This window comes from Janthinobacterium sp. SUN120 (assembly GCF_030397735.1).
In the GTDB taxonomy this organism is placed as follows: Bacteria; Pseudomonadota; Gammaproteobacteria; order Burkholderiales; family Burkholderiaceae_D; genus Janthinobacterium; species Janthinobacterium kumbetense.
Map to the genome: position 1 here is coordinate 181,268 of NZ_JAPUBW010000003.1, position 18,356 is coordinate 199,623.

Below are 18,356 nucleotides of genomic sequence, written 5' to 3' on the forward strand. Positions count from 1 at the left end.
GTAAGATAGCGGCCATGCCCAACCTCATTTACCTGCTCGAACATTACGGTGTCCTGATTGTCTTTGGCATCGTGCTGGTGGAGCAGCTCGGCCTGCCGATTCCCGCCTTTCCCATCCTCGTGGTGGCGGGGGCGCTGGCCGTCGATGGCGACATGAATGGAGGGCTGGTGCTGGCCGCCGCGCTCAGCGCTTGCCTGATCAGCGACTTCACGTGGTTCCGCGCGGGCCGCCATTTCGGCAAGCGCATCCTGCGGCTGCTGTGCCGCATCTCGCTGTCGCCCGATTACTGCGTCAGCCAGACGGAAGACAAATTCAAGCGCTGGGGTCCGAAAGCCCTGATCGTCTCCAAGTTCGTGCCGGGATTCAATACCGTGGCCGCGCCCATGTCGGGTGCGCTGGGCACGCCGCCGGGCCTGTTCTTCCTGTACGCGGGCCTGGGCGCCTTGCTGTGGACCGGCACGGGCATCGTCGTCGGCGTGATTTTCCATGCCAGCGTGCAGCAGGTGCTCGACTTGCTCAGCACCATGGGCAGCACGGCCTTGCTGATGCTGGCCACCTTGCTGGGCTTGTTCCTGCTGTACAAATTCCTCGAACGCCGACGTTTCCGCCAGGCCTTGCAGATCGAGCGCATCGGCATCGATGAATTGCTTGAACTCATAGAGCAGGGCGAAGAGCCGCTGATGGTCGATGCGCGCAGCGCCACGGCGCAGGCGCTGGAACCGGCCGTGCCGGGCGCCTTGTTTTTCAATGGCAAGGAACCGGTGCCCGCCATGATCGCCATGGACAAGGACCGCCACATCATCGTGTATTGCAGCTGCCCCAACGACGTGACGGCCGCGCAAGTGGCCAAGCTGCTGCACCAGCACGGCTTCCACCGGGCCAAGCCCCTGCATGGCGGCCTCGATGCGTGGAATGCCGCCTACCGCTCGGACCAGCCGGCGCCCGCCAGCCTGCTGGGCGAAGGCTTGCCCTCCTGATCCGGGTTGCCGCCGGCACGCCAGGCTGGCAATAAAGCTCGCAGTAAAAACCGGTAGTAATAATACGAAAACACCTTTGCGGCGCGGCCAGGACGGTAGCGCCGCACCAGCGCCGTCGCGTACCAAGCGGCTTTGCGCAAACTCCGGCATACTCTGTTTTCAAGCCGATTCCTGCTGCTGTGCAGCATGCTTTTCGCGTGCCTGACGAGTGCAAGTACTTACTATAAATCATTGTTTCTAAGCAATTTTGGCGCTGCCTGTTGCATTTGGAGTGGAACTACCAATAAAGGCTTGTTTTGATGTACTTAAACTACAAACTTTGCTTGCCTCCGGGCGCATTCATCCTTTAAGCTTGGCGTCCCATGCGTCCCACTTCATCATTTAAAATCATGAGCGCTTCGTCTTCTCCCGTACTGCCGACTTCCGCCTTCGCCGATGGACCGCGCCTGCTGGCCGACGTGGGCGGCACCAATGCCCGTTTCGCCCTGGAAGTGGCCGCCGGCCACATTACCCTGGTGGAAGTGTTGCCCTGTGCCGATTACCCGAGCCTGTCCGCCGCCCTGCAAGCCTACCTGGCCCTGCCGCACATCGCCGCGGCCGGCGGGCAAGCCGTGCGCCATGCCGTGATCGCCATCGCCAATCCGGTCGACGGCGATTTCCTCAGCATGACGAACCACCACTGGTCGTTCTCGATCCGCGCCATGCGCGAAGAGTGCGGTTTCACGACCCTGGACGTGGTCAACGATTTCACGGCCCTGGCGCGCGCCTTGCCGCAGTTGTCCAACGAGCAAAAGCACCAGGTGGGCGCGGGCACGGCCCGTCCGAACACGGCCATCGGCCTGATCGGCGCCGGCACGGGCCTGGGCGTATCGGGCCTGATTCCTTCGCATGGCGGCTGGATCGCCCTGCAAAGCGAAGGCGGCCACGTCAGCTTCGCGCCGTTCAATGAAACGGAAGTGAGCATTCTGCAATTCGCCTGGCGCGAATACGAGCATGTCTCGGCCGAGCGCCTGATTTCCGGCGATGGCCTGGAATTGATCTACCGCGCCCTGGCCGACCGCGCGGGCGTGCCGGCGGAAGACTTGCCGGCGGCGGAAATCACGCGCCGCGCGCTGGCTGGCGAATCCCAGCTGTGCGACGACGTCATCGAAGCGTTCTGCTGCATGCTGGGCACCGTGGCGGGCAACGTCGCCGTCACCCTGGGTGCGCTGGGCGGCATCTATATCGGCGGCGGCATCGTGCCGCGCCTGGGCGCGCGTTTCGACCGCTCCGGCTTCCGCGCCCGCTTCGAGCGCAAGGGCCGCTTCGCCAATTATGTCTCGCAAGTGCCGACCTTCGTCATCACGGCGCAGTACCCAGCTTTCCTGGGCGCATCGGCCATTCTCTCGGAGAAACTCGCCTCCCTGTGATGTTGGCAGCGGGCGGGATGTCGCGCCAGAGCCGGGTAAAACGCGTGTTTTACCCGGTTTTGCGCTTTTCCGCTTTTTATCAGGTACAATTGGCATCGTTGGATGAAACGACGACTGTCGCTTTCCCGTCTGGCTGCATCGTCGCCACGGGAAAAGCAGCTGCTCCGGAGTTCGTTTCATTGCTGGTTATTTAAGGCCAGCACCATGGATGGCAGGACTTTCACTGCATCCGCTTTAGTCCCGCTTTGCGCGCATCGGCCAAGGCGTCGGAAAAACAGCCTCAACTAGTAACCCAGCACGGCGTCATCATCGATGTCTGCCCTCTGTTACGTTGAAATGAACGTTTTTGATTTCTTTCTCTGCATACGAATTGCAACACACATCCGCACAGAATTGCTATGAATACAATTGAGGCTAAAAAAGTCCTCGAAACCGCGTTGCTGTGCGCTCGTGAATCGCTGACGATCCACAGCTTGAAGAAGCTGTTCGTCGATGCGGACGAGAATGGTCGCGTGCGTGGCGTCGGCGTCGGTGCCGACACGATCAAGCAATTGCTGGAAGAGTTGCGCGATGAGTGGGAAGGGCGCGGCATCGAGATCGTCAGTCTCGCTTCGGGTTGGCGCTTTCAAAGCCGCCCGGAAATGAAGATGTATCTCGACCGCCTGACGCCCGAGCGGCCGCCCAAGTATTCGCGGGCGACCCTGGAAACCCTGGCCATCATCGCCTATCGCCAGCCGGTGACGCGCGGCGATATCGAGGAGATTCGCGGCGTTGCCGTCAATTCGCAGACGATCAAGATGCTGGAAGACCGTGGCTGGGTCGATGCCATCGGTTACCGCGACGTGGTGGGACGGCCGGCCTTGCTGGCCACCACCAAGCAGTTTTTGGATGACCTGGGTTTGCATTCGCTGTCCCAGCTGCCGCCGTTGCAGCAAATCAGTGAAATGCAGGGCAATGGGCTGGAAGCCCTGGAAGCCGCCCTGCAAGAGAATTTTGACAAGGCAAGCAATGAGCTTGTCCCCCAGCTTGGTGCAGGTAGCAATACGGCTGTGACAGATGTAGATGTGACAGCAAGCCTTGATGCCGGCCCCGATGCTTCGCCCACGGACGAAGCCTACACTCACGACCCTGCGCCAGAACTAACGGTTGACGCTGCGCCAGGTCAGCACAGCCAAGAAACGAAGAATGAATAATCCGAACACACCCGAGACAGTAACCGCCAGCGACGAAGCCATCGTTGCCAAGCCCAAGCGCCGCACCAAGGCCCAGATCGAAGCCGATACGGCCGCTGCCGCCGCTGCAGGCGACACCGCCGCTGCCAAGCCGAAGCGCCGCACGAAAGCCGACGTGGCTGCCGATGCGCCCGTCGTCGTCGCCGCTGCTGAGACTGAAGCGGCGCCGGCCGCCAAGAAAACCCGCGCCAAGCCAGCCCTGAAGGCCGTGGCCGACGCCGCCGAAGCGGCTGCCGAGGCGGTTGCCGCTCCGGCACCGCGTCCGCCGCGCGCCCGCGCCGCCGCCAAGGCCGCTGCCGCCGTCGCTGAAACGGCGCCGGAAGTTGCTGCCGACAAGCCGGCCGAAGCGCGCCCGACGCGCGGTCCGCGCCAGATGCGTGGCGTGCAGGCGGAGCGCGCGCTGCGCCAGCCGCCGCGCGCCGAAGCGCCGCAGGCAGCCGAAGCCGTACCTACCGCCGAGCAAGCTGCCGCGCCTGTCGCCGATGTGTTCGATGCCGAAGGCAACCTCGTGTCCGGCCCACGCCTGCCGCGCGGTCCGCGCAACGACGTGCCGGGCGCCGGCAAGAATGCCGGCAAGAGCCGCAAGAAGGGCAAGGGCCGCCAGGCTGCGCCGGGCAAGCTCAGCGACGCTGATGCTGTCTTCTCGTTCGTCACCTCCGACGCGTTCGACAGCGAAGAAGGCGGCACGGGCCGCGTACAGAAAGCCGTCGTGCGCCGCGACCTGACGTCCGACGACGATGCGCCGAAGCTGCACAAGGTGCTGGCCGAAGCCGGTCTCGGTTCGCGCCGCGACATGGAAGACCTGATCATTTCGGGCCGCGTGTCCGTCAACGGCGAGCCAGCCCACATCGGCCAGCGCATCCTGCCGAGCGATCACGTGCGCATCAATGGCAAGTTGATCCAGCGCCGCGTCAGCAAGAAGCCGCCACGCGTATTGGTCTACCACAAGCCGGCCGGCGAAATCGTCAGCCATAATGACCCGGACGGCCGTCCATCCGTATTCGACCGCTTGCCGACCATGAAAGCCGGCAAGTGGCTGGCCGTTGGCCGCCTCGACTTCAACACGGAAGGCTTGCTGCTGTTTACCACCTCCGGTGACCTGGCCAACCGCCTGATGCACCCGCGCTACGGCATCGACCGCGAGTACGCCGTGCGTACCCTGGGCGAGCTGGAAGAGGGCATGCGCCAGAAGCTGCTGGCCGGCGTCGAGCTGGAAGACGGCCTGGCGCAGTTCTCGAAGATCGCCGACGGCGGCGGCGAAGGCATCAACAAGTGGTACCGCGTGGTGATCGGCGAAGGCCGTAACCGCGAAGTGCGCCGCATGTTCGAAGCCATCGGCCTGACCGTTTCGCGCCTGATCCGTACCCGCTACGGCGCCATGACCCTGCCGAGCGGCCTGAAGCGCGGCCGCTGGGAAGAGATGGATGAAAACACCGTGCGCGACCTGCTGACGGCCTATGGCATCGAAAAGAAAATGCCGGCATCGGGCGACCCCCGCGCCGCTGGCGCCGCCAAGGGCCGCGAAGCGCGCAAGGCCAGCCGCGATGACGAGCCGAATGGCAACCGCATCGATGTGAGCAACCGCAACGCCGATCCTTTCCCGGTCGCGCCGCGCCGTGGTCAGCCGCAAGGCCAGTTTGCCCGTCCGCAAGGCCAGGGTCGCCCAGGCGGCGCCGGCCGTCCAGGCGACGCGCGTGGTCCTGGCCGTGGCCAGCCGCAAGGTCCGTTCCAGGGTGGTCAGCCCCGCTCGTCGGCATCGTTCGAGGGCGCGCCGCAAGGCCAGGGTCGTCCGCCGCGTGCGGCAGGCCAGGGTCAAGGCCGTCCGGGTGGCGAAGGCCGCGCGCCGCAGCGTGGTCCGCGCCAGCCCGATCCGCTGCAAACGGCCTTCGGTTTCGCCAACACGGGTCCGCGCCGCAATACGGGTGGCGGTGGTGCTGGTGGGCAACGTTCCGGTGGTCAGCCGCGTGGCGGCATGGATCGTGGCGGCATGGATGGCATGCCGCGCCGCCGCAGCAAAGGTTAATCGGGAAGAGTTTCTTCTTGCGCGCCCGCCGATCTGCCGCGGGTGCGCGCTCTTGTAACTGTTGTAAGCCGGGCCGCTCCGCGTGTGCGGCATTGCGGCGAAGTTAATAAGAGGTTATAATCTGCAGCCTAATAAAAGTTCTCCGCAGGGTTGTTTGGTGGGGAGTGCTTTCATCTGGTTGGGGAAATACAAGAAGATGGGCAGATGCCCATTTTTTTTTTGTTGAACCGTTTGTAATGGCTCCGCAAGGGGCCATATATGACTTGAATGCGTGTTTTTGCATGTTGTAGGCGCCCGATGCGGCGCCGTCATGCCGAAAACGGGCCTTATTTCTGGAGAATTTCTTGCAGCAGTTGGGATTAATTGAAAAGACAGTTACAGGTCTGGGCTATGAGCTCGTTGATGTCGAACGTGCCGAGCGCGGACTGCTGCGCGTCTTTATTGATTTCAGCGCCGCCGATGCCGCTGAAAAAGGTCCGATCACGGTCGAAGACTGTGCCACGGTGAGTCACCAGTTATCGCATGTGTTGACGGTAGAGAACGTTCCTTACGAGCGCCTCGAGATTTCTTCCCCGGGTCTGGATCGTCCGGTGCGCAAGCTGGAAGACTTTGTCCGTTTCGCAGGTCAGGAAATCATCGTCAAGTTGATGGTGGCGATGCCGGGTACGAACAACCGGAAATCGTTCCAGGGGATCTTGCAAGAACCCGTGGGCGATAAATTGTCGTTGGAATTTGAAGGTAAGGATGGTCCGGCGATGTTGGAGTTTACGCTCGCGGATGTGGATAAGGCACGCTTGGTGCCGCAGGTGGTTTTTAAGGGACGCAAAGCATGAGCCGCGAAGTTTTATTATTGGTTGACGCGCTGGCGCGCGAAAAAAACGTCGATAAAGATGTCGTCTTCGGCGCCCTCGAATTCGCGTTGGCGCAAGCCACGAAGAAACGGTATGAGGGTGAGGTAGACATCCGCGTTTCGATCGACCGCGAAACGGGCGAATTCGAATCGTTCCGCCGCTGGCACGTGGTGCCCGATGAAGCGGGCCTGCAATTGCCGGATCAGGAGATCCTGCATTTCGAGGCAAAAGAACAGATTCCGGATATCGAAGTCGATGACCACATCGAAGAACCGATCGAATCCGTCGAATTCGGCCGCCGTTTCGCCCAGGATACCAAACAGGTCGTCCTGCAGCGCGTGCGTGACGCCGAGCGCGAACAGATCCTGGTCGACTTCCTGGAACGCGGCGACTCGCTCGTCACCGGCACCATCAAGCGCATGGAACGCGGCGACGCCATCGTCGAATCGGGCAAGATCGAAGCGCGTCTGCCACGCGACCAGATGATCCCGAAAGAGAATCTGCGTATCGGCGACCGCGTGCGTGCTTTCATCTTGCGCATCGACCGCAATATGCGCGGCCCGCAAGTGATTTTGTCGCGTACCGCGCCAGACTTCATCATGAAGCTGTTTGAACTGGAAGTGCCGGAAATCGAGCAAGGCATGCTGGAAATCAAATCCGCAGCCCGCGATGCCGGCGTCCGCGCCAAGATCGCCGTCTACACGGCCGACAAGCGCATCGACCCGATCGGTACTTGCGTCGGCATGCGCGGTTCGCGCGTGCAGGCCGTGACCGGCGAACTCGGCGGCGAACGTGTCGATATCGTGCTGTGGTCGGAAGATCCGGCGCAGTTCGTCATCGGCGCCCTGGCGCCGGCGAACGTGTCGTCGATCATGGTCGACGAAGAAAAACACGCGATGGATGTCGTCGTGGACGAAGAAAACCTGGCAATCGCGATCGGCCGTTCCGGCCAGAACGTGCGCCTGGCCTCGGACCTGACCGGCTGGAAGATCAACATCATGACGGCCGAAGAATCGGCTGACAAAGCTGCCCAGGAAACGGCTGCCGTGCGCATCCTGTTCATGGAAAAGCTCGATGTCGACCAGGAAGTGGCCGATATTCTGGTGGAAGAAGGTTTCGCCAGTCTGGAAGAAATCGCTTACGTGCCAATTTCCGAAATGCTGGAAATCGAATCGTTTGACGAAGATACCGTCAATGAACTCCGTACCCGTGCGCGTGATGCGCTCGTGACCGAAGCGATTGCTTCGGAAGAGGGTCTGGAAGGCATGGACGAGGCGTTGGTCGGTCTGGAAGGCATGGACCGCATTACCGCCGGCAAGCTGGGTCTGGCTGGTATCAAGACCGTTGAAGCATTTGCAGCACTGGCATACGACGAATTTGGCGCAATCCTGGCCTTGTCTGCGGACCGTGCGCGTGAACTGATTACAAGTGAATTTAAAGATGTGACCGACGATGAGATGAAGTTGGTTGACTCGAAATACGACGATCGTGCCAAGGCGTTGCAAGCCAAGGCATGGAGTCTGGCCGAATCCGCAAAGGCTTAATTTGAGTATCTTTATCATCTCCGCGACACATAGAAAAGAGGACTGAATGGCGAGTAACAACGTAGCCCAATTTGCCACCGAACTGAAGATGCCTGCAGATTTGCTGCTGACGCAGCTGCGTTCTGCCGGCGTCGAGAAAAGTTCGACGTCAGATCCATTGTCGAAAGATGATAAGGACAAGCTTTTGGATCATCTGCGCCGCACACACGGCGCAGCGGCTGACACAGAAAAGAAGAAAATCACCGTGACCCGCAAGGAAACGACTGAAATCAAGCAAGCTGACGCCACCGGCAAATCGCGCACCATCCAGGTGGAAGTGCGCAAGAAACGCACTTTCGTCCAGCGTGACGAAGCTGCGCCGGTCGCAGCTGAACCGGTCGCGCCTGCCGCACCGGTGATCGATCCCGCCGACGTGGCGCGCCGTGAAGAAGAAGCCCGTAAACAGGCTGAACTGATCGCCCGCCAGGAAGCCGATCTGCGCGAAAAGCAAGAACGTCTGGCCAAGCTCGACGCGGAAAAAGAAGCCCAGGCGAAAGCCACGCAACAGGCTGAATTGGCTGCGAAGAAAGAAGCTGAAGCGGAAGCGAAGAAAGCGGCCGCCAAGGCTGCCGCCGCGCCTGCCGCCAGCGCCGCTGCGCCTGTCGTTGACGACGCCGCCGCCGAAGCGAAAAAAGCTGCTGCCGCTGAAGAAGCGAAGAAGAAAGCCGCCGCCGCTGCTGTTGCCGCCAAGGAAGCCGCTGACAAAGCGGAAGCCACCGAGCGTGCACGCAAGGCCGTAGCCGACGAAGTCGCCCAGATCAAGGCCATGATGAACGCGCCACGCCGCGCCATCAAAGCCCCTGAGCCTGCACCGGTACCGGTCAAGCCGAAGGCGCCGGAAGGCACGCTGCACAAGCCTGCTGACAAGAAACCTGGCGACAAGCCGGGCGACAAGAAGCCTGCTGTTGCAGACAAGAAATCTATCAAGTCGGCGAATGTGTCGTCCACCTGGTCCGATGACGCGAAAAAACGCGGCACCACCGGTGGTCCCAAGCCACGCGGCAACAGCGGCCCAGGCGGCCGTGACAGCTGGCGCGGTGGCGCGAAGGGCCGTCGCCCGGCGCACCATGACGACCGTGAATCGAACTTCCAGGCCCCTACGGAAGCCGTCGTCAAGGACGTGCACGTACCGGAAACGATCACCGTGGCTGAACTGGCGCACAAAATGTCCGTCAAGGCATCCGAAGTCATCAAGCATTTGATGAAATTGGGCCAGATGTGCACGATCAACCAGGTGCTGGACCAGGAAACCGCCATGATTCTGGTGGAAGAAATGGGCCACAAGGCGTTTGCCGCCGAACTGGACGATCCGGAAGCGCTGCTGGCCGACGTGGGCGAACACGCGCACTTCGAAACCAAGCCACGCGCACCGGTGGTCACCGTCATGGGTCACGTCGACCACGGCAAGACCTCGCTGCTGGACTATATTCGTCGCGCCAAGGTTGCTTCCGGCGAAGCGGGTGGCATTACGCAGCATATCGGCGCTTACCACGTCGATACGCCACGCGGCATGATCACCTTCCTCGACACCCCGGGTCACGAAGCGTTTACCGCGATGCGTGCCCGTGGCGCCAAGGCAACCGACATCGTCATTCTGGTGGTTGCCGCCGACGATGGCGTGATGCCGCAAACGAAAGAAGCGATTGCCCATGCGAAAGCAGCCGGCGTACCGCTGGTGGTGGCGATCAACAAGGTCGACAAACCAGGCGGCAACGTTGACCGCGTGACGCAGGAACTGGTCGCCGAACAAGTCGTGCCGGAAGAATACGGTGGCGAATCGCCATTCGTGCCGGTGTCGGCAAAAACGGGTCAAGGTATCGACGACCTGCTGGAACAAGTGCTGTTGCAAGCCGAAGTGCTGGAACTGACGGCACCGGTCGAAGCGCCAGCGCGCGGTCTGGTAGTCGAGGCACGTCTGGACAAGGGCCGTGGTCCTGTCGCGACGATCCTCGTGCAGTCCGGTACCTTGCGCCGCGGCGACGTGATCCTGGCTGGCTCTTCGTATGGCCGTGTTCGCGCCATGCTGGACGAGAACGGCAAAGCCATCGCTGAAGCGGGTCCTTCGATTCCGGTCGAAATCCAGGGTCTGACGGAAGTGCCGGTTGCCGGTGAAGAAGTCGTCGTCATGGCTGACGAGCGCAAGGCGCGTGAAATCGGTCTGTTCCGTCAAGGTAAGTTCCGCGACGTGAAACTGGCGAAACAGCAAGCTGCGAAACTGGAAAACATGTTCGACCAGATGGCCGAAGGCGAAGTGAAAAACTTGCCATTGATCATCAAAACCGACGTGCAAGGTTCGCAAGAAGCGCTGGTCGGTTCGCTGCAGAAACTGTCAACCTCCGAAGTGCGCGTACAAGTGGTCCACGCTGCCGTCGGCGGCATCACGGAATCGGACGTCAACCTGGCAGTCGCCTCGAAAGCGGTCATCATCGGCTTCAACGCCCGTGCTGATGCCCAGGCACGCAAGCTGGCCGAGTCGAATGGCGTGGACATTCGCTACTACAACATCATTTACGATGCGATCGACGAGATCAAATCGGCGTTGTCGGGCATGTTGGCACCAGAGAAACGCGAAACGGTCATCGGCCAGGTCGAGATCCGCCAGGTTATCCTGGTCTCGAAAGTGGGCGCGATTGCCGGTTGCCTGGTCACCGATGGCGTGGTCAAGCGTGCTTCTTCCGTCCGCCTGTTGCGCAACAACATCGTGGTGTGGAGCGGCGAGATCGACTCCCTGAAACGCTTCAAGGACGATGCGAAAGAAGTTCGCGCCGGTCTGGAATGCGGCCTGTCGCTGAAGAACTACAACGACATTCAGGTTGGCGACACGCTGGAAGTGTTCGAAGTCCAGGAAATCGCTCGTACCCTGTAATCACAGCAGTAATGGCGCGGACATATCTTTGTCCGCGCAAACACGTGGGGCGCATTGGTCAACGGGCAACCGTTTGACCCATGCGCCCTGCGGCACTTAGGACAGCATAAAATCATGGCTAAACATAGCAAAACCATGCCAGCGCGCGGCTTGCGCGTGGCCGACCAGATCCAGCGCGATCTGGCAGAAATCGTCGCCTACGAATTGAAGGACCCGCGCGTCGGCACGATGATCACCATCACCGAAGTGCAGATCACGCCCGACTACGCGCACGCCAAGGTGTTTTTCACGATGTTGAAGGACAGCAAGGAAGCCATCAAGAACACCACCGAAGGCTTGATGGCCGCGGCCGGCTTCATCCGTGGCTTGCTGGGCAAGCGCCTGCACATCCACACCTTGCCGATGTTGCATTTCGTGCACGACAGCTCGACCTCGCGCGGCATGGAAATGTCCTTGCTGATCGACAAGGCCAACGCCACGCGCGCGGCTGACGCCGAGCCGGACGCGAAACCCGAGACGGACGAGCAATAACAGTGGCGGGTCCGAAGAAACCACCGGGCATCAAGCGGGTGCGCGACCTGGTCGATGGCGTCTTGCTGCTGGATAAGCCTGTCGGCTGGTCCAGCAACGACGCCCTGATCAAGGCCAAGCGCGTGCTGAACGCGAAGAAGGCGGGCCATACGGGCACGCTGGATCCGTTCGCCACAGGCTTGCTGCCGCTGTGCTTTGGCGAGGCGACGAAGTTCTCGCAGGACTTGCTGGAAGCGGATAAAACCTACGAAACCCTGGTGCACCTGGGGCAGACGACGGATACGGGCGACACGGAAGGCGAAGTGCTGGAAACGCGCGACGTCAACGTCACCGAAGAGCAGATCGAAGCCGTGCTGGCGCAGTTCCGCGGGCCGATCCTGCAGACGCCTCCCATGTACTCGGCCTTGAAAAGGGACGGCAAGCCCTTATATGAGTATGCAAGGGCCGGCATCACCCTGGAGCGCGAAGCGCGCCCGGTGACCATCCACAAGCTCGAGTTCCTCGGCTACGAAGCCCCGTTCCTGAAATTGTCCGTGATGTGCAGCAAGGGCACGTATATCCGCGTGCTGGGCGAAGACATCGGCCATGCCTTGGGTTGCGGCGGCCATTTGAACGCCTTGCGCCGCACCCACGTGGGCACCCTGACCCTTGACGGCGTCGTCACGCTCGATGAATTGACGGCGCACGCCGCGCCGTTGAGCTTGCTGGCGCCCGTCGATGCACTATTGTCGAGTTTCCCCGCCGTCCAGCTGACGGAAGAATTGGCCAAGCGTTTCCTGCATGGCCAGCGCATCGCGCTGGGCAAGGAAGACGTCGCCGTGCCAGCCGAGCCGGGCAGGGTGCGCGTGTATCACGACAGCAAGCTGCTGGGCACGGGCCAGTTGCAGGAATACAGCATCCTGGCGCCAGAACGCTTGATTGCCACGGCGCATCAATAAGTCACAGCAACGTCATATTACCCAGCGACACTCGTTAAACAGTGTCGCTTTTTTAAACAAACCGTCCCCGACTGCGGGAGCCGCCAGCATTTTTAGATAGCGTTGCAACGCAACATGCTATACTACGCGGTTCCGGAAATAGATTAGCATTCGGGTATCTCGTACATCTTGTACGCACTCCGCAGTTTTTCAGTAACTACTACGACCATGTCAAATACAAAACGCGCAATTCGTAATATCGCCATTATCGCCCACGTTGACCACGGCAAAACCACGCTGGTGGATCAGCTGCTGCGCCAGTCCGGCACCTTCCGTGAAAACCAAGCGGTCGACACCCGAGTCATGGACTCGAACGACCTGGAAAAGGAGCGCGGCATTACGATTCTGTCGAAGAACTGCGCCGTTGAGTACGAAGGCACCCACATCAACATCGTCGACACCCCAGGCCACGCCGACTTCGGCGGCGAAGTGGAACGTGTTCTGTCGATGGTGGACTCGGTTCTGCTGCTGATCGATGCACAAGAAGGCCCGATGCCGCAAACCCGTTTTGTCACGCGCAAGGCGCTGGCACTGGGTCTGAAGCCTATCGTTATCGTCAACAAGATCGACCGTCCGGGCGCACGTCCGGACTGGGCCATCAACCAGACGTTCGAACTGTTCGACAAGCTGGGCGCTACCGATGAACAACTGGACTTCCCTATCGTTTACGCTTCGGGCTTGAACGGCTATGCCGGCCTGACCGAAGACGTGCGCGGCGGCGACATGAAGCCGATGTTCGACGCCATCCTGGAACACGTTCCAGTACGTGACGACAATCCGGAAGGCCCGCTGCAAATGCAGATCACCTCGCTGGACTACTCGTCGTACGTCGGCAAGATCGGCATTGGCCGCGTCAACCGCGGTACCGTCAAAGTCGGTCAAGACGTGCTGGTCATCAATGGCCCAGGCGCGACCCCGATCAAGGGCCGCATCAACCAGGTGCTGAACTTCAAGGGCCTGGAGCGCGTGCTGGTGGACGAAGCCGTCGCCGGCGACATCTGCCTGATCAACGGTATCGACGAAATCGGCATCGGTTCGACCCTGTGCGCAGTGGACACGCCAGAAGCGCTGCCTATGCTGACCGTCGACGAGCCGACCCTGACCATGAACTTCATGGTCAACAACTCGCCACTGGCTGGCCGCGAAGGCAAGTTCGTTACCTCGCGTCAACTGCGTGACCGTCTGGAAAAAGAATTGAAAGCCAACGTTGCTCTGCGCGTGGCCCCAACCGACGACGACACGATCTTCGAAGTATCGGGCCGCGGCGAGCTGCACCTGACGATTTTGATCGAAAACATGCGTCGCGAAGGCTTCGAGCTGGCCGTTTCGCGTCCACGCGTGGTCTTCAAAATGGTCGATGGCGTGCGCCACGAGCCGTTTGAAAACCTGTCGGTCGACGTGGAAGAAGCCAACCAGGGCGGCGTCATGGAAGAACTGGGCCGTCGTCGTGGCGACCTGCAAAACATGGAATCGGATGGCAAGGGCCGCGTGCGTCTCGAGTACCTGATCCCGGCACGTGGCCTGATCGGCTTCCAGGGCGAATTCATGACCCTGACCCGCGGCACCGGCCTGATGAGCCACGTATTCCATGAATACGCACCAGTCGACAACACCCGTGGCGAAATGGCTGGCCGTCGTAACGGCGTGCTGATCTCGCAAGACGACGGCGCCGCTGTTGCCTACGCTATCTGGAAACTGCAAGACCGCGGCCGCATGTTTGTGTCGCACAATGACCCGGTCTACGAAGGCATGGTCATCGGTATCCACTCGCGCGACAACGACCTGGTCGTCAACCCGATCAAGGGCAAGCAGCTGACCAACGTGCGTTCGTCGGGTACCGACGAAGCGGTGCGCCTGGTACCACCTATTCAGATGTCGCTGGAATACGCAGTCGAATTCATCGAGGACGACGAACTGGTGGAAATCACCCCTAAATCGATCCGTCTGCGCAAGCGCTTCCTGAAAGAGCACGAGCGTAAAAAAGCGTCGCGTGATTCGTAATCTGTTGTAGAGCATGGCCTGCGGGCCATGCCGCTCCGGCCCGCTGCGCCGCGTCACCGTCACTGGTGAGGCGCGCAGCGGGTTTGTCATTTGCAGCTCCTGTTTTTTGTAGACACCATGACTTCCTCTTCTTTGCCTTCCCGCCGCCTGTCCGTTGCCCCCATGATGGACTGGACCGACCGCCATTGCCGCAAGTTCCACCGCGAAATCACGCGCCACACCTGGCTGTACACCGAGATGGTGACGACGGGCGCGCTCGTGTACGGCGACGTGGAGCGCCATCTGCGCTTCAACGAGGAAGAGCATCCGGTGGCGCTGCAGCTGGGCGGCAGCGATCCGACGGACCTGGCCACCAGCGCGAAGCTGGGCCAGCAGTGGGGCTACGATGAAGTCAACCTGAACTGCGGCTGCCCGTCCGAGCGCGTGCAAAAGGGCGCGTTTGGCGCCTGCCTGATGGCCGAGCCGCAACTGGTGGCCGATTGCGTGAAAGCCATGCGCGACGTGGTCGATATCGACGTCACGGTGAAACACCGCATCGGCATCGACGACAGCGAGTCGTACGACTTCGTGCGCGATTTCGTCGGCACCGTGGCCGATGCCGGCTGCAAGACGTTTATCGTGCATGCGCGTAACGCCATCCTGAAAGGGCTGAGTCCGAAGGAAAACCGTGAAGTGCCGCCCCTCAAGTATGACTATGCCTACCGTTTGAAGCGTGATTTTCCGCAATTCGAGTTCATTATCAATGGCGGCATCAAGACGCTCGAGGAGATCGACCTGCACCTGCAGCACCTCGACGGCGTGATGCTGGGCCGCGAGGCGTATCACAATCCGTACGTGATGGCGCAGTTCGACCAGCGCTATTACGGCGACGACGCTCCCGTCAAGACGCGCGAACAGGTGCTCGAAGCGATGATTCCCTACATCAGCGCGCAGCTGGAAAAGGAAGCGGGGCGCTTGAAACTGAACAGCGTCACGCGCCACATGCTGGGCCTGATGCAAAACCTGCCCGGCGCGCGCGGCTTCCGCCAGACCTTGTCCGATTCGAAGAAGCTGGCTTCGGGCGACCCGCGTTTGCTGCTGGAAGCGGCGGCGCGCCTGTCGTTGCCTGCCTGATGAGCGGCGATTGCCATGGTCTTGCGCGCCAGATTGAAGGCTACCTGCAAGCCGTCAGCGCGCTGAAGGACGATGGCAGCCTTTTCGCATGCTCCTGTCTGGGCCCCGTCGCACCGCAGGCGGCGTTCGATGCGCTGTGCCGCGCGCTGGAGATCGCGCCGGACGGCTTGAGTCTGCAGCCGATCGAGAGCGTGGTGTGCAGCGGCGTCCTGTGCACGCCGCGCCAGTGGCTGCTCGAGCGCTTGCACCCGGCGAGCGAGGCCGACCGCCAGCCGCTCGACGCGCGCCTGTTCGATGGTTTCGAGAACGAACTGGCCGAACTGCTGGGCAGTGCGCCCCGCTGGTATCAACTGGTATCATCGGGCCAGCGCAGCCTGGCCGCTCAATTGGGCGCCATCTGGAGCGTCTTTGTCTTTGGCACAGAGCGTCACGCCTATGTGATGCATTGCAGCTGGGACCGCTGAGCAAACTTGTCTATACCGGTGCCCCGGCGCACTGGTATTGTCCGCACCACCCCCTCCTCTGAATACCACTTCCGAAACGATGTCATATGGCTATGCCATGTGTTGTAAATGCGCTGTTTCGGCGCACGGCCGCACTGTCGTGGGGCATTTCTATGGGGCAAGAAACGGCGTTGTTGCCATTTCCCCGAAGAAAGTTAATCAGCCATTTATTCAGGTACTTATTGCTTGCTTTGAGGCAAAATTTACACCTATAATTGATTATAGACAAATATTTCTCATATGAATGTTTGATGTTGATCTCACATCATCGGTGTCAAAAATTCAGTCCGTGGAACAAATTTGCATTCGCAGTCACTGGTGGTTTTCAGGGCTGTTGTAGACCAGGAAGTACCCCAGGCTGCGTGCGGCCGGATACCGCCAGCATACCAATGGGTAAGGGCGGATGCCGGTGTTGCGCAGCCTTCGTCTTGTCGTGCCGGGCAAAAATCCTTATCAATAGTTTCATTTACGAAGAGCCGAAATGAATTTAGCAAAAATGAAGGTTGGTACCCGCCTGGGCCTGGGTTTCGCCCTGGTACTGGTTCTGCTGGTGGCCGTGACCGTTCTCGGCATCGCGCGCATGGCGCAAATCCAGGAACGTCTCGATCACGTGATCAATGTCAACAACGTCGTCACCCGCCTGGTGATCGACATGCGTGGCAACGTCAGCGACCGCATCACCTCGCTGCGCATCCTGACCCTGATGACCGACGCGGGCGATATGGAGCCGGAAATGGCGCGTATCAAGACGCAGACCAGCACCTATCAGGAAACGCAGAAGAAGCTCGAAGAGAAATTCGCCGTCGAGTCGACTTCTGAAGAAAAAGCCCTGCTGACCTCGATCAAGGAATACGAAGCCGCCGCCATGCCGGCCATCGCCAAGGCGTCCGCGCTGTGGATGGCCAACGATGCGGAAGGCGCCACGCGCGTGATGATCAAGGAAATCCGCCCGGTACAGAAAAAATGGATGGAAGCGCTGGAGCAACTGGCCGTGCTGGAAGACAAGCTCAATGAGCAGATGCAATCGGATGCCCGCAAGGCCTTCGACAGCGCGCGCCTGTTCATGATCATCCTCGGCGTACTGGCCGTGGCGATGGGCGTGGCGGCAGCACTGGTGATCACCCGCGGCTTGCTGAAGCAGCTGGGCGGCGAGCCTGACTACACGGCGTCGATCGCCGGCAGCATCGCCAATGGCGACCTGTCGATCGGCATCCACACGCAGCCATCGGACAATTCCAGCCTGCTGGCGGAAATGAAGGAAATGCGCAACAGCCTGGTGGGCATCGTCGGCCAGGTACGTGTCGGTACGGAAACTATCGGCACGGCGTCGCGTGAAATTGCCGACGGCAATATCGACCTGTCGTCGCGCACGGAAATGCAGGCCAGCGCGCTGGAAAAAACGGCGTCGGCCATGGAAGAGCTGACCTCGACCGTGAAACAGAATGCGGACAATGCGCGGGAAGCCAACAAGCTGGCCGCCACGGCGTCGGACGTGGCCCTGAAGGGCGGCTCCGTGGTGTCGCAAGTGGTTGACACCATGAGCTCGATCAATGAATCGGCGAAGAAAATTGTCGACATCATCGGCGTGATCGATGGCATCGCCTTTCAGACCAACATCCTGGCGCTGAACGCGGCCGTGGAAGCGGCACGCGCCGGCGAACAAGGCCGCGGCTTTGCCGTGGTGGCATCGGAAGTGCGCAACCTGGCCCAGCGTTCCGCTGGCGCCGCGAAGGAAATCAAGATCCTCATCGACGATTCGGCCGAGAAGACGGAACGCGGTACGCGTCTGGTGGGCCAGGCCGGTGTGACGATGGGCGAAGTGGTCGACAGCGTGCGTCGCGTCACCGACATCATGAGCGAGATCGCCAGTGCCAGCCAGGAACAAAGCGCCGGCATCGAACAGGTCAACCTGTCGATCATCGAGATGGATGGCATGACGCAGCAAAATGCGGCCCTGGTGGAGCAGGCTGCCGCCGCGGCGCAAAGCTTGCAAGACCAGGCGGCCGAACTGGCCCACGTGGTCAGCATCTTCAAACTGGTCGAAGGCGAAGAAAAGCCGGCAGCGTATGTACCTGCCCCCGTGGCGGCTGTGGCTGCCCCCGTTGCCGCGCGCAAGCCGGCGCCGGCATTGCGTCCGGTGAAATCGCTGGCACGCAAGGCGGAAGCGGCAGCTCCCGTGGCTGCTCCGGCGCCGCGCAAGGCGGCAAGCGCCGGCAGCAATGACGAGTGGGAAGAGTTTTAAGCGCGGCCAACAGCGCACAGGAAGTTGTAATTACCGTATCTGATAATC

At 60.9% G+C, this 18,356-nt stretch carries 13 protein-coding genes; all 13 read left to right on the plus strand.

The genetic code is table 11. From position 1 onward, the window contains the following. Window positions 1–14: 14 nt before the first annotated feature. The 13 genes from O0879_RS18685 (at window position 15) to O0879_RS18745 (ending at window position 18,308) form a co-directional block, all read left to right on the plus strand. Window positions 15–977, plus strand: a complete 963-nt coding sequence (locus tag O0879_RS18685) for a VTT domain-containing protein (RefSeq protein ID WP_251349817.1) — start codon at window positions 15–17, stop codon at window positions 975–977. A gap of 389 nt (window positions 978–1,366) precedes the next feature. Beyond that, the gene (locus O0879_RS18690) at window positions 1,367–2,386 is read left to right on the plus strand and encodes a glucokinase (RefSeq protein ID WP_077400303.1); all 1,020 of its coding nucleotides are present in this window, start codon (window positions 1,367–1,369) and stop codon (window positions 2,384–2,386) included. Between the two features lie 398 nt (window positions 2,387–2,784). Then, a complete protein-coding gene (gene scpB, locus O0879_RS18695; RefSeq protein WP_077400306.1) occupies window positions 2,785–3,579 on the plus strand; it encodes an SMC-Scp complex subunit ScpB in 795 nt (264 codons plus the stop codon). Continuing rightward, entirely contained in the window at window positions 3,572–5,641 is a 2,070-nt protein-coding gene (gene rluB, locus O0879_RS18700) for a 23S rRNA pseudouridine(2605) synthase RluB (RefSeq protein WP_289918100.1), read from the plus strand. Before scpB ends, rluB begins: the two co-directional genes overlap by 8 nt. 344 nt (window positions 5,642–5,985) lie before the next feature. Continuing rightward, window positions 5,986–6,474 (plus strand): ribosome maturation factor RimP, encoded by a 489-nt coding sequence (gene rimP / locus O0879_RS18705; protein ID WP_035828693.1) that lies wholly within the window; start codon window positions 5,986–5,988, stop codon window positions 6,472–6,474. Then, complete coding sequence (nusA, locus tag O0879_RS18710; RefSeq protein ID WP_077400312.1) at window positions 6,471–8,036, plus strand: transcription termination factor NusA; 1,566 nt, start codon at window positions 6,471–6,473, stop codon at window positions 8,034–8,036. Before rimP ends, nusA begins: the two co-directional genes overlap by 4 nt. Before the next feature lie 46 nt (window positions 8,037–8,082). Beyond that, complete coding sequence (gene infB, locus O0879_RS18715) at window positions 8,083–10,941, plus strand: translation initiation factor IF-2 (protein WP_289918101.1); 2,859 nt, start codon at window positions 8,083–8,085, stop codon at window positions 10,939–10,941. 114 nt (window positions 10,942–11,055) lie between these two features. Then, window positions 11,056–11,472, plus strand: coding sequence for a 30S ribosome-binding factor RbfA (gene rbfA / locus O0879_RS18720; RefSeq protein WP_099665290.1), 417 nt, complete (start codon window positions 11,056–11,058; stop codon window positions 11,470–11,472). Between the two features lie 2 nt (window positions 11,473–11,474). Beyond that, on the plus strand, window positions 11,475–12,410 hold the full coding sequence (truB, locus tag O0879_RS18725) for a tRNA pseudouridine(55) synthase TruB (protein ID WP_289918103.1): 936 nt from the start codon (window positions 11,475–11,477) through the stop codon (window positions 12,408–12,410). 207 nt (window positions 12,411–12,617) lie between these two features. Further along, window positions 12,618–14,450: a translational GTPase TypA gene (gene typA / locus O0879_RS18730; protein ID WP_076569139.1), complete on the plus strand. Its 1,833-nt coding sequence runs from the start codon at window positions 12,618–12,620 to the stop codon at window positions 14,448–14,450. Between the two features lie 117 nt (window positions 14,451–14,567). Beyond that, entirely contained in the window at window positions 14,568–15,563 is a 996-nt protein-coding gene (gene dusA, locus O0879_RS18735; RefSeq protein WP_251349820.1) for a tRNA dihydrouridine(20/20a) synthase DusA, read from the plus strand. After that, window positions 15,563–16,027, plus strand: coding sequence for a hypothetical protein (locus O0879_RS18740; protein ID WP_289918104.1), 465 nt, complete (start codon window positions 15,563–15,565; stop codon window positions 16,025–16,027). Before dusA ends, O0879_RS18740 begins: the two co-directional genes overlap by 1 nt. Window positions 16,028–16,547: 520 nt before the next feature. After that, window positions 16,548–18,308, plus strand: coding sequence for a methyl-accepting chemotaxis protein (locus tag O0879_RS18745; protein ID WP_289918106.1), 1,761 nt, complete (start codon window positions 16,548–16,550; stop codon window positions 18,306–18,308). Window positions 18,309–18,356 lie beyond the last annotated feature (48 nt).